The sequence below is a fragment of the Janthinobacterium leeuwenhoeki genome (assembly GCF_051380795.1).
Taxonomy (GTDB): domain Bacteria; phylum Pseudomonadota; class Gammaproteobacteria; order Burkholderiales; family Burkholderiaceae_D; genus Janthinobacterium.
Genome location: NZ_JBNYXT010000022.1, coordinates 42815 through 65997, shown reverse-complemented (window position 1 = coordinate 65997; position 23183 = coordinate 42815). Strand labels below are relative to the sequence as shown.

Below are 23183 nucleotides of genomic sequence, written 5' to 3'. Positions count from 1 at the left end.
GTTACTGACTGCTTGCCGTCATGTTGGCCAGTATTATACCGACTATTTGACGCTAAGCAAAATCTTTTTTTGCTGCCTACAACATGGTGAGCATCGGGTGGCGATTCAGCGCTTTTGCCTTCCAGGCGATCCAGACTGGTGGCACATTACTGAGCACCGCATCCGCTTCTTCCTGACTGCCAAACGCACTAAACACACAAGCACCGGAACCAGTCATCCTGGCCTCACCGTAAGCACTCAGCCATTCTACCGCATCTGCTACCGGCTTGAAAAGACTGCATGCCACTTGCTGTAAATCATTCTTACCAAACCCGCCCGCATCGCTTCCTGCTGCGAGGTACCTGGAAAAGTCCGCTATTGTGACGGGTTCGGTATTTCTCGTCAAGCCTTCCGCGCAAAAAATTGCGGCGGTAGGCACTTGCACGCCCGGCTCGATCACCACGTACCAGCATTCGGGCGTGGCGACGGGCTGCAGGGCTTCGCCCACGCCTTCGGCAAAGGCGTTTTCGCCAAAGATGAAAAACGGGATATCGGCGCCCAGCGGCAAACCCAGCGCCATCAATTCCTCGCGGCTCAAGCCCGCCTGCCACAGGCGGTTCAGTGCCATCAGGGCCGTGGCCGCGTCGGACGAACCGCCTCCCAGCCCGCCGCCCATGGGCAGCAGCTTGTCGATGGCGATATCGACGCCGCGCGGCAAGGCGCCCGTGCGGCGTAGCACTTCGGCCTGCAGCAATTTTGCGGCACGGATGATCAAGTCCTGCTCTTCCGGCACGCCGGCCAATGCCGTCACGCGGCGGATCAAGGTGTCGTCGCGCAGCGCGAAGTGCAAGGTGTCGCCATGGTCTAGCAACTGGAACACGGTCTGCAGCAGATGGTAGCCATCGGCGCGGCGGCCGTTGACGTGTAGAAATAAGTTCAGCTTGGCCGGGGCCGGGCAATTGTTCAGAGTCGTCAGTGTCATGGTGCAGGTGCGGATGGGGCGGCATCGAGCACGATACGCAGCGAGACGGCATCGGCCTGCGCACTGGCATTGCGTTCGGCATCGATACGCCGCGGTTGGGGCAAGGCGCCCGGTGTATTTTCTGCAGCATCTTGCCACGACACATAGCGCAAGCGCCAGCCGTCTTTGGTCGTCACGCTGTCGTTGGCCGGCGAAGCCATGAAACGCTTGCCATCGGCGCCCACGGCATGGCCCTGCAGCCAGTCGCGCAAGCCCGACACGGGCAAGGACCAGCCCAGCATCTGCGCGCTCAGGGTATCGATATCGGGCGCGCTGCGCGGCGCCTTGCCGCTTTGCGTCAACACGGCCTGCTGCGGCGTGACGGCGATCGTCGCCAGGGTGCTGCCGACGGGCGAATACAGGGTCACGTCCGTGCGTTGCGCCGTCTGCTGCCAGTTGAAATTGACGGTAGCCGATTCGGGCTTGTCATCCTTCTGGTACACGACGTTCAAGCGGCCCGTCAGCTCCACCTGCTCACGGTAAGGGGCGACGGTCACGCTGGAAGGCGCACTGGAAGACGCAAAGGGGGATGGCAGGGTCGAGCAGGCCGAGAGGGCAAGGCAGACGAGCGTGAGGGGGAAGAGTTTTTTTAACATGGTAATTTTTATAAACCCAACGGCAGATGCTGGGGTCAGTCCCTGCGGGATCGGAATGCGTTCCACTGGAACGCATTCCCCCTGCGGGTCTGACCCCAGATTTTAGTCAACATTGCGCTACAAACTGACATTCAGGCGCGCCAGGGTGCTTTTCAGCGCGTCGTTTTTCGGGTCCTTGCTTTGCGCCTCGCGCCACAGCTTTTGCGCTTCGGCCTTGTCGCCCTTCTGCCACAGCACTTCACCGAGGTGGACGGCGATTTCCGGATCGCTGCGCACGGCATAGGCGCGGCGCAGCGCGTTTTCCGCGGCGGCCAGGTTACCCATGCGGAACTGCACCCAGCCCATGCTGTCCATGATGAACGGGTCGCCCGGCGCCATCTGCAAGGCTTTTTCGATCAGCGCATGGGCTTCTGGCAGGCGGATGCCCCGTTCGGCCAGCGAGTAGCCGAGGGCGTTATACGCATGCTGGTTGTCGGGCGCCAGCGCCATCACGCGGCGCAGGCTCGCTTCCATCAGCTCGAGTTTATCCAGGCGCTCGGCCAGCAAGGCATAGTCGTACAGCAGCTCCGGATTGTCGGGGAAGCGCAGCAGCGCGTTTTCCAGCACCGTGTAGGCGCTTTGCACATAGCCGGCATCGCGCAGGAATTGCGCGTCGACCAGCAGCACCTGCGCCTGGCTTGCCGGATCGTCCGTTTCGATTTCCGTCAGCGCCTTGCGCGCCGCATCGAGATTGCCGCCACGGGCGATCAGCTGGGCGCGGCGCAAGCGCGCCTCGACATAGCCGCTTGATGCGCTGTTGTCGACCTTGTCCAGCCAGGCGATGGCGCCCGCCGTATCGCCGCGCGTCTCGGCGATCTGCGACAGTATCATCAGGGCCTTGAATGGATCGCGCGCGTCGCCAGGATTTTTATCCAGCACGGCCAGGAAGCGCTTGAAGTACTGCTCCGCGCCCTTGGTGTCTTCCAGCTGCAGCGCCACGATGCCCAACGCATACAGGCCGCCCACGTTATCGGGCTGGCTTTTCAGCAGCAGCAGGAACTGGTCGCGCGCCGGCTCCAGCTGTTTTTGCTCGACCAGCAGGCGCGCATACGCGCCGCGCACTTCGACGGCATCCGGATTCTTTTGCAGGAACGCGGCCAGCACCTTGTTTGCCGCCTCGGGCTCGCCCGTCACCTGCGCCAGGGTCAGCGCGGCCAGCTCGGAGTTCGGCTTGATCGCCAGCGCCTTGTTCGCTTCGCCGATGGCGCGCTCACGCTCGCCGAGCGACAAGGCGCCCTGCGCCAGCACCAGGTGCGCTTCGAACATATCCAGGTAGGGCTGCACCAGGCGCGTCAACATCGCGTAGGCATACAGCTTGTCATTCGAGCGCGACAGGATCTGCTGCATCTGGAACAGGGCCACGCCGCGCGCGCCCTCTGGCGCCTTGGCCAGGCGCTCGGCAAAAATCGGTTCCGCCTCTTCGATCTTGTCCGTCAAGACGACAAAGCCGAGGAAGAACTGCGTTGCCTCGTCCGATTCGGGCGCCAGCTCGCGCCACAGGCGGATGGCCGCCAGCGCTTCGCTGCCCTGCTTGGCGGCCAGCGCCATTTCGGACGCGCGGCGCGCCAGGCGCGGATCGCGCGTCTGCTGCGCCGCCACCATCATTGTCACGTACGGACCTTGCCACTGGCCGCTCTTGAATTCCATTTCGGCGCGGGTCAGCTTGTACAGCAAATCGCTGCTCAGCTCGACCTTGGGCAAACCTTCCGCCTTGGCGTCCGCCTTGGCGTCCGCCTTGGACTCGGCGGCCGCTTCCTGCGGCGCGGTGGGCGCGGCCGCAGAGGGGCTGGCCGCGGCATCGGCGGGGGCGACAGGCGTCTGTGCCATGGCATGCGTAGCCATCAGCGCGGACAAGGTTACAATGGCGAAAGCGTTTTTCAAAGGCTGATCCTGGCTAAACGGCAAAGTTTGATTCTACGCCCAACGGGGCTATCGCGTACTTCACGTATGTAACGAAATATATACCTCGTGGCGGCGTAGCATGCCAGGGCCAGCCATCCGCCGGCAATCCGCCTGTTCTTTACCCGGTTTTCCACCATTCGAGCCCTATGCCAGAATTGCCAGAAGTCGAAGTCACACGGCGCGGTGTCGCGCCCCATCTCGAAGGACGCGCCGTGCGCGCAGTCGTGCTGCGCCGCGACGGCCTGCGCTGGCCTTTCCCCCCTGCCCTGGGCGAACAATTGTCGGGGCAAACCATCGGCCTGACGGGGCGGCGTGGCAAATACCTGCTGATCCACTTCCGCCACGGCACCCTGATCATCCATCTGGGCATGTCGGGCCATTTGCGCGTGCTGCCGCCGGGGACGGAGGCGCAAAAACACGACCATTTCGACCTTGTCGTGGAAGATGCGGACGGCGGCAGCCAGGTGCTGCGCATGACGGACCCGCGCCGCTTCGGCGCCGTGCTGTGGCACGACGAGGCCGACGGCCCGCTCGATGGCCACGCGCTGCTGCGCGGCCTGGGCACGGAACCGCTGGAAGGCGGCTTCACGGGCCAGCTGCTGTTCGAGAAAACGCGCAACAAGGGCACCAATATCAAGCAAGTGCTGATGGCGGGCGATATCGTCGTCGGCGTGGGCAATATCTATTGTTCCGAGAGCCTGTTCCGCGCAGGGATCAACCCGAAAACGCCAGCCCGGCGCATCGGCCTGGCCCGCTATGAGAAACTGGCGCAATCGATCCGCGACGTGCTGGCCGAAGCCATCGTGCAAGGCGGCAGCACCCTGCGCGACTTCATCGGCGTGAACGGCCAGTCCGGCTATTTCCAGCAGACGTATTTCACGTACAACCGCGCGGGCAAGCCATGCCGCGTCTGCGGCGCGACTATCCGCCAGATCGTGCAGGGACAGCGTTCCACGTTCTACTGCGTGAATTGTCAAAAATAAGCATACTCACAGAGGGAGTCAGATGGTCAGGGACTTGGAACAATACAGCGCATGGCGCCAGGACGTGCAGGCCGCCTTGCAGGCATACCGGCAAGCCGCCAGCGCGGCGGGCCTGGTCGACGGCGCTTCCGCGCTGCGCCTGGCGCGCTGTGGTTCCCGCCTGGCTGACGACCGCCTGTCGGTGGCCTTCGTGGCGGAATTCTCGCGCGGCAAATCCGAGCTGATCAACGCCATCTTCTTTGCCGGCTATGGCCAGCGCATCCTGCCCTCGGGCGCGGGCCGCACCACCATGTGCCCCACCGAGCTGCTGTACGACGCGGCCTGGCCGCCATCGATCCGGCTGCTGCCCATCGAGACGCGCGCGCAGAACCTGTCGACCAGCGACTACCGCGACCTGCCTGCCGCCTGGACCGTCCTGCCCCTGAACATCGAGGCGGGCGGCGACATGCAGGAAGCCATCCGCCAGGTCAGCCTGACGAAAAAAGTCAGCATCGAAGAAGCGGCGCGTTACGGCCTGTACGACGCCGACGACGCGGATGCCCCCGCCATGCTCGACGAGGACGGCCAGGTGGAAATTTCCATGTGGCGCCACGCCATCATCAACTTCCCCCATCCGCTGCTGAAACAGGGCCTGGTCATCCTCGACACGCCAGGCCTGAACGCCATCGGCACGGAACCGGAGCTGACCCTGAACCTGATCCCGAATGCGCACGCGGTGCTGTTCATCCTGGCGGCCGACACGGGCGTCACGCGCAGCGATATCGAAGTATGGCGCAACCATATCGGCGCCGGTGCGGGGCGCCTGGTGGTGCTCAACAAGATCGACAGCATGTGGGACGAATTGCGCGGCGACGCCGAAGTGGCGCAAGCGATCGAACGCCAGCAAGCCAGCGTCGCGCATCTGTTGACGCTGGATGCTGGCCAGGTGTTTCCCGTCTCGGCGCAAAAGGCTCTGGTGGGCAAGATCAACCACGATGCGGCGCTGCTGGAAAAAAGCCGATTGCAGGCGCTGGAGACGGCCCTGTTCGAGGAGCTGATCCCTGCGCGCAAGGACATCATCCGGCGCCAGCTGGCGTTCGACCTGGACGCCATCGAAGCGGCGCAGCAGGTGCAGGCGGCGGCCCGCGCGCGCGGCATCGCCGAGCAGCTGCACGAGCTGCACAGCCTGCGCGGCAAGAACCAGAGCGTGATCGCGCACATGATGCGGCGCATCGATATCGAGAAGAAGGAATTCGACAGCAGCCTGTTCAAGCTGCAAGCGACACGCGCCGTGTTTACCCGCCTGTCGACGGAGCTGTACACAAGCCTGGGCATGGACATCGTGCGCGACGATATCGACGGCGTGCGCGCGGCCATGCAGCGCAGCCGCTTCTTCACGGGCCTGCGCGAAGCCGTGCGCCAGTATTTCGAGCGCATCGCCAGTAACCTGGACCGCTCGGAAGGCAAGACGGCCGAGATCACGGAAATGATGAACGTGATGTACCGCAAATTCGCCTCCGAACATGGCCTGGCGCTGGCCTTGCCGATGCCGTTTTCGCTGGCCCGCTACCGCCAGGAGATCGCCGATATCGAAGCCGTCTACCATAAACAATTCGGCACGGCGACCCTGCTGACCACCAGCCGGGTCGTGCTGATGGAGAAATTCTTCGACACCATCGCCTCGCGCGTGCGCCGCAGTTTCACCAACGCCAACGACGACGCCAGCGCCTGGCTGAAAGTCATCATGGCGCCGCTCGAAGCGCAGATCGTCGAGTACAAGGAACAGCTGAAACTGCGCTTTGCCTCGATCCAGCGCATCCACGACGCCACCGGCAGCCTGGAACAGAAAATCGCCGGCTTCGAGGCCAGCCTTGCGGCGCTCGAACGCGACAAGGCGCAGCTGGCGCAATTGCTCGCCGCCTTGCGCGCCGCCAGCGCAAGCTGAGCGCAACATCGGCAACATCACACCACAGAACACTGGAACCCTGCATGAAACGTTTGCTGCATCCGCTCTCGCCCGCCACGGGCCCGGCGCCTTTGGAAGACTATATCGACCCGACTTTTTCCGCCACCATCATCGCCTGGCAAAAGCAGCATGGCCGCCATGCGCTGCCGTGGCAAAACACGCGCGACGCCTACCTGATCTGGCTGTCCGAAATCATGCTCCAGCAAACGCAGGTCACCGCCGTGCTCGGCTACTACGCGCGCTTCCTCGAACGCTTCCCCACCCTGCGCGACCTGGCAGCAGCCCCGGTGGAAGACGTGATGGCGCAGTGGAGCGGCCTTGGTTACTACACGCGGGCGCGCAACCTGCACAAATGCGCGCAGCGCGTGGTGGCCGAATACGACGGCGTTTTCCCCAGCGACCCGGCCCTGCTGGCTGACCTGCCCGGCATCGGCCGCTCGACAGCGGCCGCCATCTCCGCGTTTTCCAGCGGTACGCGCGCGGCCATCATGGACGGCAACGTCAAGCGCGTCTTCGCGCGCACCTTCGGCATCGATGCCTATCCCGGCGAGAAACGCGTCGAGGAAGCCATGTGGCGCCGCGCCGAAGCGCTGCTCCCGGAGACTGGCATCGAAGCCTACACGCAGGGTTTGATGGACTTCGGCGCCACCCTGTGCACGCGCAGCAGTCCCGATTGCGGCCGCTGTCCGCTGCAGCCGCGCTGCGTGGCCTACGCCACCGGCCGCACCAAGGATCTGCCGGTACGCAAACCGAAGAAAACCAGCCCGGAAAAACATGCCGTCATGCTGGTCATCATCGACGACGGCAAGGTGCTGCTGGAGCAGCGCCCCGGCTCGGGCATCTGGGGCGGCTTGCTGTCGCTGCCGGAACTCGATGGCCACGTGCTGGCCGGCGAGGACTCGCCGCGCGACATTGACCAGGATGCACTGGCGCGCGCCGTGGCGCCATTCGGCGAGATCGAAACACAGGAACGGCTGCTGCCCATCGTGCACGTGTTTACTCACTACAAGCTGCACATCGTCCCCTGCCGCATCACCCTGGCGCGCCGCCTGGCGCTGGCCGGAGAATCCACGCACGTCTGGTATGGCGGCGCGAAAATCGCCGACGCGCCGCTGCCCGCACCTATCAAGAAACTGCTGCTGGACCTGTTCGGCGATGCGCGTTCGGCGCAACGCAGCATGTTTTAGTGCGCAGGCTTGTCCTACTGGCGCTGGCTCTCCTGCTCGCGCCAGCGCATGCCGAAACGGCGCTGCCGGAGGTGCGCATCGGAGTACTCGCCTACAAGGGCGCCGACGCCGTGCAGCAGGACTGGTCGTACGTGACGCGCCACCTGCAGGCCAGCATCCCCGGCATCCGTTTCATCCTGGCCGACTACGACCAGGCGGGATTGACGCGCGCCGTCCAGTCGCAAGCGGTCGCCTTTGCCATCACCAGCAGCGGCCACTACGTGGCGCTCGAACACAGCGATGGCGCCAGCCGCATCGCCACACTCGAATCGCCATGGACGGAGTCACCGCGCCAGGCCATCGGCTCGGCCATCGTCGTGCGCAGCGCCTCGCCGCTGTACGACCTGGCCGACCTGGCGGGCAAGAACGTGATGGCGGTGGCGCCCGATGCCTTTGGCGGCTACCAGATCGCCGCGCGCGAACTGCGCGAAGCGGGCATCGATCCCACGCATGATTTTGCCAGCCTGCGCTACAGCGGCTTTCCGTCGCAGCAGATCGTCGACGCCGTACGGTCCGGGCGCATGGATGCGGGCATCGTGCGCACCTGTTTGCTGGAACAGATGGTGGCGCTTGGCGAAGTGCGCGCCGAGGAACTGCGCGTGATCACCACGCGCCCGATTCCCGGTTTTCGCTGCGTCAGCTCGTCGCGGCTGTATCCGGACTGGCCCTTCGTGGCCCTGCGCCAGACGCCACCCGCGCTGGCTAAAAAAGTGGCGCAGGCCCTGCTGGCCATGCCGCGCACGGCCGAAGGCTATAGCTGGACGGTGCCCAGCGATTACCAGATCGTCGATGAACTGTTCCGCGAATTGCGCATCGGCCCCTATGCCTATCTGGACAAGCTGACGTTCGAGACGGCGCTGCGCCGCTACTGGGGCTGGATGCTGCTGGTACTGGCCTTGCTCGTCGCCTGGGCCGTGCACACGGTGCGCGTGGAATACCTGGTCAGCCGGCGCACGGAGCAATTGCGCGCCGCCCAGCACCAGCAGCGCGCGCTGGAAGAGCAGGCGCGCCAGCGCCAGGCCACGCTCGACCACACGGCGCGCCTGGCGATTCTGGGCGAGATGGCCAGCGCCATCGCACACGAATTGAACCAGCCGCTGGCCGCCATCGGCAATTTCGCGCGCGGCATGGCGCGCCGCATCACGGCGGGCCGGCTCGACGCGGCGCCCCTGCTCGATGGCGCGCAGGAAATCGCCGCGCAAAGCGAACGCGCGGGCGCCATCATCCGTCACATCCGCGCGATGGCGCAAAAGCGTCCCGCGCACAGCACGGCCTTCGCCCTGGCCGACGCCGTGGAGCAAGCGGTCACGCTGTTCCGCGCGGCCCAGCCGCAAGCGCGGATAGACTGGCGCCACGATGGCGCCAGCATCGAGGCGCGCGTGCTGGCCGACCCGCAGCAAGTGCAGCAGGTGCTGCTCAATTTACTGAAAAATGCGCTCGATGCGCAGCTGGAAAACGACAATCCGCAGCACCCCATCGGCGTGCTGCTGCACCGGGAAAACGGCGCCTGCACGGTCGCCGTGCGCGACGCCGGTTGCGGCCTGCAGGCGGCGCAGATGGCGCGCCTGTTCGAGCCCTTCTTTACCACCAAGGCCGAAGGCCTGGGACTGGGCATGTCTCTCAGCAAAAGCATCATCGAATCGTTCGGCGGCAGCCTGTCGGCGCACGCCAACGCCGATGCGCCAGGCTTGACGGTCTGGTTCCGCCTGCCTGAAGATACTGGCATGGAAGCAAACAAGGAAACACCATGAATGAAAGCGATGCCATCATCTTTGTCGTCGATGACGACGCCGCCATGCGCCGCTCGCTGGCCTATCTGCTCGATTCGGCTGGCTGGCAAGTGGAGACGTTTGCATCGGCGCGCGATTTCCTGCAGCGCTATGAAGGTCATGCGCCTGGCTGTTTGCTGCTCGACGTGCGCATGCCTTTGATGAGCGGGCTGGAATTGCAACAGAAGCTGTCGCGCCACGCCATCGCGCTGCCCGTGATTTTCTTGAGTGGCCATGGCGACCTGGCCATGGCCGTGCAGACGATGAAGGCGGGCGCCTGCGATTTTCTGGAAAAGCCGTGCAAGGACCAGGTACTGCTGGACGCCGTCTCGCGCGCCGTGGCCCGCAGCGTGGCAGAAAGCCGCAGCGCCGCCAGCGCGAATACGGCGCAAGCGGCGCTGGCGACACTGACGGCGCGCGAGCGCGAAGTGGCGTTGCTGATGGCCGAAGGCAAAGCCTCGAAAGTCATCGCGCGCGAGCTGGGCATCAGCGACAAGACGGTGCAGGTGCACCGCCATAACACGATGGAAAAACTGGGCCTGCATTCAGCAGCCGAGGTAGCCCGGCTGCTGATGGCCAGCGGGGAGATTTAGCCGGGGTCAGACCCGCCGGGTCTGACCCCGGCCGTTACGACCTTGGGGTAGAAGGTTCGAGTCTGCTTCTCAACGAATAATCCGCGCCGGCAGTCCTTGCCGCACCGACGTGCCCGAGACGGGATCGACAAACACGTTCTTGTCGCCGCGGCTCGGATCCGTCAGTCCCAGGTCGTTCAGGTTGATGCCCGCGCCGATGGCCGGTTCATCGGGCTGGCGCACTTTGCCGATGCGGTGGGCCCGCGCGCCGTGCTCCTTGTGGCCGAAACCGTGTTCGATGGCGATCACGCCCCGCTGCACGCCATGGCGCAGCATCACCGTGGCCCTGGCCCTGCCACCCGGCGTTTCCAGAACAATTTCATCGCCATTTTCCAGCTTCAACCGCGCCGCATCGTCAGGATGCACGGCGACGGGATTGTCCGGATGGATGCCGCGCAAGCGCCGCGCGCCGATGCTGTACGAATTCTGCAGCGCCGATTTAAAACTGATCAACTCGAACGGCCATTCGCTGGCCGGGTAGGTTTTGCGCACGGGCGTGCCGTCGGCAAACGCCGCCACTCTCCAGGCGGGCGTACCGGGGAAACGCTTGCCGCTCAAGCTGTTCTTGCTCACGCCCAGGCCCTCGTTGTACAGCATCATGGGCTTCAGATAGCGGTGCGTGGACCAGTCCTGCGGATACGGCGTCTCATCAAGCACCGGAACGGGAGCTGCTGGCACCTTGGCATTCGCCGGCGGCGGCAGGCGCAGGCCGAACATCTCGCCATAGCTCTGGTAGCGCCCTCCCCGCGCCAGCATGAAGGCCACCTTGCGCCACTCTTCCGGCTTCAGGGTGCGTTCCAGTTCGGGGCGGATGCGCGCCACGCCGGACAGATCGATATCGTCGTCGCTGGCGTCAGGCACGGACGTTTTCCCTTGCCAGGCGATGTTGGCGCCGCCGCGCAGATACCAGTCTTCCGCGCGCTGCAGGGGGAAGCGCTGGCCATCCATGTCCTGCAAGGCTTCCGGGCCGAAACCGGGCAAGGCCATCGTTTTTGCCAGCGCGATGAAAAACGATTCCATGCAGATGGTCTGGCCGTCCGGCGTTTTCTGCACGCGCGGTTCGACGACGGGCCAGCGCGCCGTGCTCATTTTGACGGGCATGCCGCCCCAGGCACCGGCCCAGCCCCAGCTTTCATACAGCAAGGTATCGGGCAGCAGGTAGTCGGCAAACGCCGAGCTTTCGTTGATGAAGGGGTCGATGGCGACGATCAGGGGAATCTTCTTCGGATCGGCCAGCTCCTTGCCGATCTGCGCGCGCAAGCCCGTGATGCCGTAGACAGGATTGCAGCTCCACAGGATCAGCGCCTTCAAGGTGTACGGGTAGCCATTCATGGCGCTGGTGAGCCATTCGGTTGCCAGCGCGGGCGCGTTCGGATACCACGGCGCCCTGGCCGGATACGCCTTGCCCGCTTCCTTCTTCAGCTTGAATTCCGAGGTTTTTTCATATGGCACATTGCGTCCGATCGGCATGCCGGCCGCCTTGATCTCGCCGTCGAAACTCTCGAGGTTATAGCGTGGACCGGGTCCCGCATCCTTGAAGCTGCCGCCATTGACCAGGGTGCCACCCTTGCGGTTCAAATTGCCGATCAGGGTGTTGAGCATGACCAGCGCATACGCGTTATAAAAACCCGCGCCCGACATCATGCCGCCATGCGCATTGACGGCTGCGCGCTTGCCGTGGCTGGTGAGTTCCTGCGCCAGGCCTTCGATGATGTCGCGAGAGATACCGCAAGCGGCTGCGTATTCATCCATGCTGTGGCGCTGCGCTTCCTCGTTCAGCATCGTCATGGCCGTCTTCAGGTGCAGCGGCGCGCCCGCCACTTCCAGCGGGCCGTCGAAGAACAGTCGCGCCTCGCCCTTGGCGGCGTTGTGCGGCACGATCGCTTGCGTGGCGGCGTCGATCACGCAGAAGGCGTCGCCATCCTTGTAGCGCTCTTCTTCCGCCAGTTCTACCGCACCGATATCCGACGCGCGCAGGTAGCGGCCATCGCGCGGATGGCCCTTCTCGTTGATGATCAAATGCGTGGCATTGCACCAGGCGGCCTCGCCCGCCGCTTCCGCCACCTTCAGGTTCGGCTGCACGAGGAAGTTGCGGTCATAGCGTTCGTGTTCGATGATCCAGCGGATCATGGCCATGGCCAGCGCGCCATCCGTGCCCGGCTTGATCGGTACCCAGCGGCTGCGGTCGCCCGCTGCCAGGCTGTCCGCGTTCGTCAGCACGGGGTCGACGACGACGTAGCTGAATTCGCGCTTGCCCGAGCGGGCCTTGGCGATCAGGGTGCCCTGGCGCTTGAACGGATTGCCCGCATTGCCGGGCGCCGTGCCGACGAAAATGCAGAACTCCGTGTTTTCCAGGTCCACTTTTGCGTGCGGCATTTTCTTCATGTCGCCGAACATGGCGCCCGAGCCGCTGCGGTAGGCGCCGCCGCAATACGAGCCGTGGTTGACCAGGTTCAAACTGCCGTACGACTGCTTGAAAAAGCGCGTGCCGAACGCCAGGCGGCCGTCGTCAGTGCTGCACATCAGGCCCACCTGGTTGACTTGCGGACCCAGTTCCGGCTGCGCCGGATCGATCGGTTTTTCCAGCTCGCGCAAGGCGCGCAAGCCCTGCACGTGGCCTTCGCCAAACAGATCGCCGCCTTCCGTCACTTCCTTCACCAGCTGGTCGAAGGCGATCGGTTCCCACTGGCCGCCGCCGCGCGGCCCCACGCGCTTCATGGGTGCCAGCACGCGGAACGGCGACTCCATCTGTTCCAGCACGCCATTGCCGCGGCCGCAAGCGGTGGAGCGCCCTTTCAAGCCCTTTTCCTGGAAGCGCGAGAGCGACACAAAGCTGTCGCGTATCGAGGTCTGGTAGGGCAGCGCCGGGTCGGCCGACAGGGGGCTGTACGGGTTGCCCGCCACGCGCAGCACCTTGCCGCTTTTTTTATCCAGGCGCACGCGCACGCCGCAAAACGTGGTGCAGCCCATGCACATGGTGTAGCTGACCTGCTGGTCGGGATTGACCATCAATTTCCCCGTCGCCGTGTCGACGGAAAACTCGGGTTGCAGGGAATTGCCGTGCAGTTTCTGCACAGGTTTATCCTTGCCCAGCGCGTGGTCGACCATGCGGCCTGCCGTGGTGGAAAAACTGGCGGCAAACGCGGCCAGGCCGCCGCCGATGGCGCCGTAGCGCAGCAGCTTGCGACGCTTTTCGTTTTCGTCTTCAGGGGCACCGTTGTTTGCGTTGTTATGTACTTGATCGTTCATCATTAACTCCTCAGTGCGTGGCCATGGCGGGACGGCTGCGTGCAGCGACGACGCGTCCGGCCCATGGCAAAAATTCCAGCATCAGCAACAGCAGCGCGATCCACAGGCCGGCCGTGCCGATAATCCCCAGCAAGCCATCATTCCCCATCGGCAGGTGGTAGTCGTACAGGCCCGCGCCTGTTTTCGGTATCGTCTGGCCGCCGATAAAAATCGTCCAGCGCATCATCCAGGCGCTGTGCAGCGCGATCAGGCCATTCACCAGGCCACTCGTGGCGGGACGCCAGATGGCCAGCGCCATCGGCACGATGGACGACAGCACGGCCCAGACGGCCGTGAACTGCCATTGCAGCATGCCGGCCACCTGGGTAAACGCCATGCTGTGGCTGGCGCTCACGCCGGAAAGACTGACGAACAGCCAGCCGCCGCCCAGTGCCAGCACCAGCGCGAGCGACAGGGCCAGCGCGCGGTTCAAGGATATTTCCAGCGCACGGTCGCGGCCCGGCAGGAAGCGGTTGAACAGCAGCGCCAGGCCCACCGCCCCGACAAAGGCCGTGGCGGCAAATTGCGCCGGCAGGAAAGGCGTAAACCACAGGGGACGGGCGCGCACCACCATCACTTCCATGCCCGTGTACAGGCCCACGACAAAGGCGGCGAGCAAGGTGAAGGCGGCGGCAAAGCGGATGGCCCGCTGGGAGGCGGCGCCACCGCGCCCGGCCAGGCGGTACAGGAAGGCCAAGCGGTCCTGGGCCTGGCCCCGCGTGGCGAAGTCCACGCGCAGCGCCAGCCACGCGTACAGCATCAAACAGCCCAGATACAGGGGAATGAAGAACGAGCCCCACGACATCCACGACTGCGGCTGGAAGTAAATATAGAAGTGGTAGAAGCGCCCCGGCCCGTGCAGGTCGGCCAGCAGCGCCACAGGCGCCGTCATGCCGCAGACGAGGGACGCCAGCAGCGCGATGCGCCCCAGGCGCTCATACGCCTTGCGGCCGAAGACGAAGTACGGCAAGGTCAGCATGAAGCTGCCGTAACTGAGGCCGATGAGGAAAAAATACTGCACCGCCCACGGCAGCCATGCCGCTTCGCGCGTGACGTTGACAATTTCGGTGATGTGGCTGTCCATGGTTTACTTCCCGTGTTTGCTCGGTTGCCAAAGAGTCGCTTCGCCCTCGACGTGGCCAGCGAAGCGCGTGTCCAATCCCAGATAGAACACGTGGGGCTGGGTGCCCTGCTCGGGTTTCAGCACCTTCACCTTGTTCTCGGTGAGCAGCTGGTGCACCATGCTTTCCGGATCATTCAGGTCGCCGAAGATGCGCGCGCCGCCCACGCAGGTTTCCACGCAGGCCGGCAGCAAACCTTCGTCGACCCGGTGTGCGCAGAACGTGCATTTATCGGCTTTGCCCGTCTCGTGGTTGATGAAGCGCGCGTCGTACGGGCAGGCTTGCACGCAGTAGGCGCAGCCCACGCAGCGGTCGCCGTCGACGACGACAACGCCATCCTTGCGCTGGAAAGTGGCGCCGACAGGGCAGACGGGAATGCAGGGGGGATTGGCGCAGTGGTTGCACAGGCGCGGCAGCATGTAGGTGCCGCAGCGGTTCTCTTCCTTGACTTCATAGGTCGAGACGACGGTGCGGAAGCTGTTTTCCGGCACGGCGTTTTCCATGATGCAGGAGACCGTGCAAGCCTGGCAGCCGATGCATTTCTGCACATCGACCACCATCGCCCAGCGCTGGCCGCCCTCGCCCTTCGTTGCAGCCTTGCCGGGCAGCGGCGCGATGGCCGCTCCGATGGTGACGGCTGGCAAGGCGCGCAAGAAACTGCGGCGCGATTCAATCATGACACTCTCCTTGACTATGGGCGGCAAGCCCTTGTTGACTTGCTGCCATGATAGAAAAGAAGTTGCCGTACGGATATTGGGGTGATCGGGTGGAGACTTAGATGATCATGCCAATTGACAGGATCGACAATGCGGAGTAGGTCGGATTAGCGGGGCCGCCGAGGCGCGCCAGCGCGTAATCCGAAAACATTGTTGGCATGAAGTGTCGTGGTATCGCGCAGACATGTCGGATTACGCTGCGCTAATCCGACCTACGTCAGATTCCCCATGAGCGCTTGCATTGGTAGGTCGGGTTAGCCGGCACGGCGTACCCCGACACGAAGCGTCGCGCGGGCGTCAGTCCACGCAGTGACCGTTACAGTTCGTCGAGCGAATACAGCCGGCGGTGCTCGCGGATCGCGTAGCGGTCCGTCATGCCGGCGATATAGTCGGCGATCTTGCGCGCCTGCTTGGTCACATCATCGCCATTGACCTGATAGTCGGGCGGCAGCAGGGCCGGTTCGGCCATGAAGCTGTCGTACAGTTCGCGCACGATGCGGCTCGCTTTGACGCGCATGCGGTTGACCTGGTAGTGGCGGTACAGGTTCGCCCTTAAAAAGCGTTTCAGCTCCGTCGCATCACGGCGCATGGCGTCCGAAAAACGGATCAACGGGGGACTGGCGCGCACTTCGCTGACGTCGCGCGGCGCGGCGTCAGCTATCAAGCCTGTCGACGTGACGATCAGATCGTCAGCCAGGGCGGTGATCAGGCGGCGCAGGGTTTCGTAGATGGCGCGCCGGCCCGACAGGCCGGGAAACGCCTGCTGCACTTCGCGCCACAGGCGGCCGAAGAATTCCACCTCTTCCAGCTGGGCGATGGTGATCAGGCCGGAACGCAGGCCGTCGTCGATATCGTGGCTGTTGTAGGCGATTTCATCGGCCAGATTGGTCAGCTGCGCTTCCAGGGTCGGTTGCGTGCGGTCGATGAAGCGCTGGGCCACGGGACCCAGTTCGCGCGCATGCGCCAGCGAGCAGTGTTTCAATATGCCTTCGCGCGTCTCGAACATCAGGTTCAAGCCATCAAAAGCGCCGTAGTGCTCTTCCAGGGTGTCGACCACACGCAGGCTTTGCAGGTTATGTTCGAAGCCGCCATGCTCCTGCATGCACTCATTGAGCACGTCCTGGCCCACGTGGCCGAACGGCGTGTGGCCCAGGTCATGCGCGAGCGCGATGGCTTCCACCAGATCTTCGTTGAGGCGCAGGTTGCGCGCGATGGAGCGCCCGACCTGCGCCACTTCCAGGCTGTGCGTCAGGCGCGTGCGGAACAGGTCTCCCTCGTGGTTGAGGAAAACCTGGGTCTTGTATTCGAGGCGGCGGAAGGCCGAAGAATGGATGATGCGGTCGCGGTCGCGCTGAAACTGGCTGCGCGAGGCGTGCGGCGCCTCGGCAAAGCGACGTCCCTGTCCCTGTGCCGAGTGAGCTGCGTAGGGAGCAAGGAAGTCTTCTGGCAGCATGTTATTGCACTCCGGCGGCCAGGGTGGCCAGTACCAGTTCGTGCGGCGCGGACGTGATGCTCGGGCTGCCCAACGGTTTCAACAGGATGAACTTGATGGCGCCGCCCTCGTTCTTTTTGTCCACTTCCATCAGTTCCAGCCAGCGCTCGACACCAAGGTCCGGCGCCTTGATCGGCAGGCCGGCGGCGGCGACGAGCTTGCGCACGCGCTCCACGGCCGCCTGGTCGATATAGCCCATGCGGCAGGACAGGTCGGCCGCCATCACCATGCCGCAGCCGACGGCTTCGCCGTGCAGCCAGTGGCCGTAGCCGAGGCCCGCCTCGATGGCGTGGCCGAAGGTGTGGCCGAAGTTCAGGATGGCGCGCAAGCCGCCTTCGCGCTCGTCCTGGCGCACCACGTCGGCCTTGATTTCGCACGAACGGGCGATCGCATACGCGAGGGCGCCCTTGTCGCGCGCCATCAGCTTGGCCATGTTCGCCTCGATCCAGTCGAAAAACGCCGCATCGATGATGGCGCCATGCTTGATCACTTCGGCCAGGCCCGCCGACAGCTCGCGCGCCGGCAGGGTTTCCAGGGTCGAGGTGTCGGCGATCACGGCGCGCGGCTGGTAGAAGGCGCCGATCATGTTCTTGCCCAGCGGGTGGTTGATGCCCGTCTTGCCGCCGACGGAAGAATCGACCTGCGCCAGCAGGGTGGTAGGCACTTGCACGAAGCCGATGCCGCGCATATAGCTGGCTGCCGCATAGCCGGTCAGATCGCCGATCACGCCGCCGCCCAGCGCCACCAGGGTGGTCTTGCGGTCGCATTTGTTGGCCAGCAGCGCGTCGAAGATCTGCATCAGGCTGGCCCAGTTTTTATATTCTTCGCCGTCCGGCAGGACGATGCAGATCACTTCGCGGCCATCGCTGGCCAGCGCCGCCTGCAGGCGGCCCAGGTACAGGGGCGCGACGGTGGTATTGGTGACGATGGCCACCTTGTGGCCGCTGATATGGCGCAGCAGCGCATCGGCGTCGGCCAGCAGGCCCGGACCGATGGCGATCGGATAACTGCGTTCGTCGAGGTCTACGCTCAACAACATTTTGGATTGCTCGTTCATCGAAGGCTCTGCATGAATGACGCAGTTGGGCGAAGCCTCGCATTCGAGGCTGGCCAGCTGCATCAGGATGGTCTGAACCATCGATTGTACGTTAGGACGGCCCGTGTCGATCACAATGTCGGCCACTTCCATGTAATGGGGTTCGCGCTGTGACGTCAATTCTTCCAGCTTGCGGCGCGGGTCGGCCGTCTGCAGCAGGGGGCGGTTCTTGTCGTGGCTGGTGCGCGCCAGGATGTTGCTGACGCTGGCGCGCAGGTACACGACCGTGCCCCGCTCCTTCAGGTAGGCGCGGCTGTCGGCGTTGAGGATGGCCCCGCCGCCGGTGGCCATGACGATGCCTTCCTGGGCGCTCAGGTCGCGAATGACCTCGGCCTCGCGCCGGCGAAAGCTGGCCTCGCCCTCGATTTCAAAGATCCACGGAATGGTCGCTCCCGTGCGTGCCTCGATTTCGTGGTCGGAATCGACAAAGCGCAAGCCCAGCTTGCGGGCCAGGATGCGCCCGATGGTGGTTTTGCCTGCGCCCATGAGGCCGACAAGGAAAATATTACTGTTGGAAATTTCGGACACTTTTTATATCAATCAATCAGAAAATAACGGGTGCCGCCCTCGACGGCCCCCGCTCCCCCCCGCAGGTCAAGGACAGGAGAATGTCAGTCTAAACGGGTAACTGGTGGCGTTGCCCAGCGGCGTCGTCACTGTGACATTAAACGTATTGACCACATCGGCTACACAGTTAGTCGGCGTCAGGCTGTTAATTGTAACGGCATGCCGGCCTCCCTGGTTACCTTGAATGTTGCCTCCGGTACGGTCATCCACGCCAAGCGTGTTATGCGGATAGATATTTTGGATGCTATCCGGGGTGATGGATCCGACTCCATTGATCATATTCGTGATCGCGACAGTCGTCCCCGAAGGCATGGGATTTTGATGTAAATCGCTCAATCGCAGGCTGAATTTACGCACTGCCGAGGCCGAAACAATCCCAAGATCATAGGTGCTGCGATCCAGGCTTACCTGGGCCGACTGATCGAACAGCGTGACATTTTCGGGACGGCTACCGCTTAAAAAGATGGCGATCTTCGCGAATAGCGTCTTGCTGCCGTCCGAAGTGCTGGCGCAGACGGTTGCCAGTCCTGGCCACAGGCTGTCGGGCGTGCCGCCATGGCTGACGTCATTGCAGGGCGTGACCGGCGGATTGGTCGCCACGCGCGGGTTCTGGCTGCGGAAGTCGACCGAGCAGCCGCCGTTCATAGTGGTACAGCCGCCCATGCTGGACGAGCCGATGGCGCCCAAATTGCTCTGAAACGCCACTGGTGTGCCGTCAGGAACGGGGTTGCCCGCTTGATCTGCCAGCAAGATAGTGACGGTCGTGGCAGGGGTACCTACGGGGCTGTCATACGACCAGCCCTCCACGCTGGACTTGACGGAGCTGAGCGAAAACGCCGTTTGCACAGGCAAACCAGTCGTTACCAGGATGGAATCGGACAAGGTGGAAATACCAGAGGCCAGGCTGGCCTTGACACGGAAGGTGGTCGGGGTGGTGCCAGAATTGACGGTGGTGATAACGTCACCGTTGGCGTCCGTGGTGTCTTTCACTTTATTGAGCGTCATGCCAGGGCCGTTCAACAGCGCAAACGTCACTTCCTGGCCGACCAACGGTTTGTTGAAAGTATCGAATACGCGGAAAGTCAGTGTGGCCATTTCCGTGCGCGCTATGCCGCCCTGCCCTTGAATCACGATCGATTTGCCCACCGGACTGACAGCTGAAAACTGTACCGATGCCGGCGCGACGCGGCCGATCGGCAGCGTCGCGTGATACATGGAAGCGCTGCCCATCACTGTGGCATTGACCATATCGTAGTCATTGCAGCCCAGGTCGCGGAAAACAGCCGTAGCCTTGCCGTTGACTACCGGCACGCCGCTGGTCACGCTAGCCTTGCCGGCCTGCACGCAGGTCGAACTGAAATTGACCGTCTGGCCTGATCCCGTGTACAGGCTGGTGCCAGCCATGACATCGACCGTGACGTTGGTGGTGCCATAGGCCGGGATGCTGGCGGGCGAAAACCGCATGTTGCTCGCTGTCAGGTCGGTGGCTCCCAGCACATAATTGATCTGGCTGCTGGCGACGGCGCCATTGGCCGTCGTCGTCGCCTGCAAAGTGGCCGCGCCACTGGCGGACAGGCTGGATGGCCGCAGCGTGACGCTGGCCGTGCCTGTCGCATCGGTCAGTGCCGTTCCTACCGATGGTGACATGACGGCCAGGGTGTTGTCAGTGGAGAACGCGACCAGGGCGTTGGTGATTGGCTTGCCGTTTAAATCTGTCACAAGTGCCTTGGCTGTCAGCGGCGTGGCGCTTGACAAGGCATTGCTGGTACTATTGCCGCTCAGCAAGGAAAGCGTCATCTTCGCGCCTGCTGCCTGCGCCGCCTTAATGTCATAGCTCGCCTCGCCGCTTATCGTGGCGGTGCCGGCCGCGACAGTGGCCGTCAGCTTGCCCGCACCAGCGACCGTCGCATTCAAGGCCGAGACGGTGATGCTGGCATAGCCTTTGGCGTCGGTCAGCGCCGTGCCGTTGGTCGATGACAACGTTACCAGCGCGGCGTCGGCCGAAAACGTGACCACTGTATTGCTGATGGGAACGCCATTTTTATCGCTCACGAGCGCCTTGGCCGTCAGCGGCGCAGTGCTGCTTAGCGTACTGCCGGGCTGACCGGCCGCGTCAAACAGGCTCACCGTGACCGTCGCGGCCACGCCACCGGTCGTACCGCCACTGCTGCCACCATCGATGGTCGGATCGCCGCCACCGCCGCCACACGCGGCCAGCAAGGCGGTCAGCGCCAGCAAGATCAGCCAATTCGATACCGAACGCCAAGAAGTATTGCCTAAAGAAAAATTCCGCATAGTCGCCATCAGTCCGCTTTCGTTTGCATTGTTACTTAAACATAAAGATGTGACATTAACGTGTTGCTGGCCGATCTGCCACTATTTTCGGCGTAATAAACACCATCAGTTCAGTTTTTTCTTGACTGCGGCCCGTGCTGCGGAAAAAAACACCGAGCACGGGGATGTCGCCAAGAATCGGCACCTTGCTGTCCGTGCCCCGTTCGGATTGCTGATAAATGCCGCCCAGCACCACCGTGCCGCCGTCTTCCACCATCACTTGCGTGCGCACGTGCTTGGTATCGATGGCGAAGCCGGAACGGGTTTCCTGGCCCACGCTGTCCTTGTTGACGTCCACCTCCAGCACCACGTTGCCATTCGGCGTGATCTGCGGCGTCACTTCCAGGCGCAGGTTGGCCTTGCGAAAGGTGATCGACGTGGCGCCGCTGCTGGTAGCCACCTGGTAGGGCAGCTCGATGCCCTGCTCGATCAGCGCCAGCACCTTGTCGGCCGTTACCACGCGGGGGCTGGAAATGATCTTGCCCTTGCCGTCCGCTTCCAGCGCGGACAGTTCCAGGTTCAGAAAACGGTTGGCGGCCGCCGAAAACAGGCTCAGGGCGAAGCTGGCCGGCGGCAAGCCGTTGATGCTGGCGGCCGGCAAGTTGACGAATTGCGTGTTCGGCACGAAGGCGCCGCTGCCGGCCACCGTTTGCCCCGTCGCCTCGCCCACGCCCTGGTAGCTGCCGCCGATGGCCGCGCGGCGCGCGCTGCCGCCCAGTGAAAAACCGGGCAACTGGCCCGCTGCCAGGCGCTGGTCCGTAAAACCCAGACGCGCGCCCAGATTGCGGCTGAAACTGTCGTTTGCCTCGACGATGCGCGCCTCGATCATCACTTGTCGCGTTGCAATATCTGTCTTGGCAATCAGCTGACGGATCTGCTCCAGGCGCCCCGGCACGTCGGTGACGAACAGCTGATTCGTGCGCGGCTCGATCAGCACGCTGCCACGGCGCGACAGCAGCCGGCTGCGCCCTTCCCCCGCGTCCAGGCCGAACACGGTGCGGAACGCTTCGGCCTTCTGGTAATTGAGCTGAAAGATGGCCGACTGCAAAGGTTCCAGTTCGGCAATCTGCGCGCGCGTTTCGAGCTCCAGTTTTTCGCGCGCCAACATTTCCTCGCGCGGCGCGATCCACAGCACGTTGCCATTGCGCCGCATGTCCAGGCCCTTGGCCTGCAGCAGCACGTCGAGCGCCTGGTCCCACGGCAAGTCGCGCAGGCGCAGGGTCACGTTGCCCGCCACGCTGTCGCTGGCGATGATGTTTTGCCCCGACGCATCGGCCAGGATGTGCAGGGCCGCGCGCACGCCCACGTTCTGGAAATCGACGGAGATTTTCTCGCCCGCGTACAGGCGCGGGGCCGACACGTGCACCACAGCCTCCTGGGCAAGACTGCTGGCATGCAGACACAGCATGCCGGCCAGGAGCATGCGGCGCGGCCTCATGGCGCAGCCTCGGGCAGGCTGGCTTTCGCACCAGCCCCCGCCACCTGCAAGGCCAGGCTGCCGCGCCGCTCGCGCCAGGGGCCATCCGCCTCGCGCAGCAGTTCACGGTACTGTACCGCCTGTTGACTGATGTCCGTCACCACGCCGTGGTCTTGCCCCAGATACTGGCCCACCGCCACCCGGTACACGCGCTGGCCCGCCAGCAGCAGCGCGCTCAGGCGCCCGTCCTGTTGCACGCTGCCGACCATGCTGATGGCTGGCAAGGCCACGCTTTCCAGCGGTTCGCGCACACGCCGCGGGTCGGGACCCGCCACGCCACCCCGCTGACCGGGCTCGGACGCTGGCGGCACTGCAGTAAAGGGATCGGGCAAGGCGGCGGCCGCGTAGGGATACGGCGCAACCGTGGCAAGCGGGTGCCATGCAGGCGCCGCTGCGGGTGTGGCCGTCTTGGGCGCCAAAGCCGCTTGCGCTGCCAGTTCCCCCGCTTCGGGCAAGCGATACGCGTGCAGCACGGCATCGAGGGTCAGCAAGCGATTCATGCCGAGGGTCAAGGCCAGCCCATGCACCGTGACGATGCGCGGCAGGCGCGCCAGATCCGCCAGCAGCGCGCCCATGGCGTGGTAGCCGCCACGCAACTGTATGGCGATCGGCAAGGCGACATAGGGCGCCTGCGGCTGGGCCACACCCGGCTTGAACAGGGAAAATTGCAGGCCGCGTGACTGGCCGGCGGCATTAATGTCCGTCAACAGCAGCGCCATCGCCTGCTGGTCGGGCAGTTGCTGTTCCAGCAGGGCCAGCTCGGCGCCGGCCTGGCGCTGCTGTGCGCGCCATTGCGGCAGCTGCTTCGCCCTGGCCTGCGCCGACAGATAAACGGCGCGCAAGCGGGCCTCCTCGCCTTGCGCCGCCTGCACGGCCGCCTGCAGTCCATCCAGCCATGCGAAGTGCAGCAGCGCCGCCACCAGCATACCGGCCAGGGTGGCGCAAGCAAGGCGCACGGGTAGCGGCCACAGCGACGCGGTCTTCAAGCTCAGCATAATCG

15 protein-coding genes and 1 pseudogene are annotated in these 23183 nt (G+C 64.0%); 5 read left to right on the top strand and 11 right to left on the bottom strand.

Going from position 1 to position 23183, the window contains the following annotated elements; genetic code table 11:
• Positions 1–76: 76 nt before the first annotated feature.
• The 3 genes from ispE to ACQ4WS_RS17185 form a co-directional block, all read right to left on the bottom strand.
• Entirely contained in the window at positions 77–961 is an 885-nt protein-coding gene (gene ispE / locus ACQ4WS_RS17195) for a 4-(cytidine 5'-diphospho)-2-C-methyl-D-erythritol kinase (protein WP_436478184.1), read from the bottom strand.
• Positions 958–1596 (bottom strand): outer membrane lipoprotein LolB, encoded by a 639-nt coding sequence (locus ACQ4WS_RS17190; protein WP_436478182.1) that lies wholly within the window; start codon positions 1594–1596, stop codon positions 958–960. Before ACQ4WS_RS17190 ends, ispE begins: the two co-directional genes overlap by 4 nt.
• Positions 1597–1713: 117 nt before the next feature.
• Positions 1714–3516 carry a tetratricopeptide repeat protein gene (locus tag ACQ4WS_RS17185; protein ID WP_436478180.1) on the bottom strand — a complete coding sequence of 601 codons (1803 nt, stop codon included), beginning with the start codon at positions 3514–3516 and terminating at the stop codon, positions 1714–1716.
• A gap of 167 nt (positions 3517–3683) precedes the next feature.
• On the opposite strand from ACQ4WS_RS17185, the gene mutM reads away from it, so the two are divergent.
• The 5 genes from mutM to ACQ4WS_RS17160 are packed head-to-tail and all read left to right on the top strand — an operon-like array spanning position 3684 to position 10053.
• Complete coding sequence (gene mutM / locus ACQ4WS_RS17180) at positions 3684–4520, top strand: bifunctional DNA-formamidopyrimidine glycosylase/DNA-(apurinic or apyrimidinic site) lyase (protein WP_436478179.1); 837 nt, start codon at positions 3684–3686, stop codon at positions 4518–4520.
• Between the two features lie 22 nt (positions 4521–4542).
• Complete coding sequence (locus ACQ4WS_RS17175) at positions 4543–6444, top strand: dynamin family protein (RefSeq protein WP_436478177.1); 1902 nt, start codon at positions 4543–4545, stop codon at positions 6442–6444.
• A 44-nt stretch (positions 6445–6488) separates the two neighbouring features.
• Positions 6489–7652: an A/G-specific adenine glycosylase gene (gene mutY / locus ACQ4WS_RS17170; protein ID WP_436478175.1), complete on the top strand. Its 1164-nt coding sequence runs from the start codon at positions 6489–6491 to the stop codon at positions 7650–7652.
• Complete coding sequence (locus tag ACQ4WS_RS17165; RefSeq protein WP_436478173.1) at positions 7652–9442, top strand: sensor histidine kinase; 1791 nt, start codon at positions 7652–7654, stop codon at positions 9440–9442. The genes mutY and ACQ4WS_RS17165 overlap by 1 nt, the downstream gene beginning before the upstream one ends.
• The gene (locus ACQ4WS_RS17160; RefSeq protein ID WP_436478171.1) at positions 9439–10053 is read left to right on the top strand and encodes a response regulator transcription factor; all 615 of its coding nucleotides are present in this window, start codon (positions 9439–9441) and stop codon (positions 10051–10053) included. The genes ACQ4WS_RS17165 and ACQ4WS_RS17160 overlap by 4 nt, the downstream gene beginning before the upstream one ends.
• Positions 10054–10122: 69 nt before the next feature.
• Here ACQ4WS_RS17160 and ACQ4WS_RS17155 read toward each other — a convergent pair whose 3' ends face one another.
• From ACQ4WS_RS17155 to ACQ4WS_RS17120, 8 genes and pseudogenes are all read right to left on the bottom strand, one after another.
• Positions 10123–13344 carry a molybdopterin dinucleotide binding domain-containing protein gene (locus ACQ4WS_RS17155; protein WP_436478169.1) on the bottom strand — a complete coding sequence of 1074 codons (3222 nt, stop codon included), beginning with the start codon at positions 13342–13344 and terminating at the stop codon, positions 10123–10125.
• A gap of 7 nt (positions 13345–13351) precedes the next feature.
• The gene (nrfD, locus tag ACQ4WS_RS17150) at positions 13352–14464 is read right to left on the bottom strand and encodes an NrfD/PsrC family molybdoenzyme membrane anchor subunit (protein ID WP_436478167.1); all 1113 of its coding nucleotides are present in this window, start codon (positions 14462–14464) and stop codon (positions 13352–13354) included.
• Positions 14465–14467: 3 nt separating this feature from the next.
• Complete coding sequence (gene dsrO / locus ACQ4WS_RS17145; RefSeq protein ID WP_071079747.1) at positions 14468–15178, bottom strand: sulfate reduction electron transfer complex DsrMKJOP subunit DsrO; 711 nt, start codon at positions 15176–15178, stop codon at positions 14468–14470.
• Between the two features lie 355 nt (positions 15179–15533).
• Positions 15534–16670: a deoxyguanosinetriphosphate triphosphohydrolase gene (locus tag ACQ4WS_RS17140; RefSeq protein ID WP_436478165.1), complete on the bottom strand. Its 1137-nt coding sequence runs from the start codon at positions 16668–16670 to the stop codon at positions 15534–15536.
• Position 16671: 1 nt separating this feature from the next.
• Positions 16672–18291, bottom strand: coding sequence for a bifunctional shikimate kinase/3-dehydroquinate synthase AroKB (gene aroKB / locus ACQ4WS_RS17135; protein WP_436478217.1), 1620 nt, complete (start codon positions 18289–18291; stop codon positions 16672–16674).
• A gap of 108 nt (positions 18292–18399) precedes the next feature.
• Complete coding sequence (locus tag ACQ4WS_RS17130; RefSeq protein WP_436478163.1) at positions 18400–20610, bottom strand: Ig-like domain-containing protein; 2211 nt, start codon at positions 20608–20610, stop codon at positions 18400–18402.
• A 112-nt stretch (positions 20611–20722) separates the two neighbouring features.
• A pseudogene (locus ACQ4WS_RS17125) lies at positions 20723–22048 on the bottom strand (type IV pilus secretin PilQ); the annotation flags it as partial.
• Between the two features lie 92 nt (positions 22049–22140).
• Positions 22141–23178, bottom strand: coding sequence for a pilus assembly protein PilP (locus tag ACQ4WS_RS17120; RefSeq protein ID WP_436478161.1), 1038 nt, complete (start codon positions 23176–23178; stop codon positions 22141–22143).
• Positions 23179–23183 lie beyond the last annotated feature (5 nt).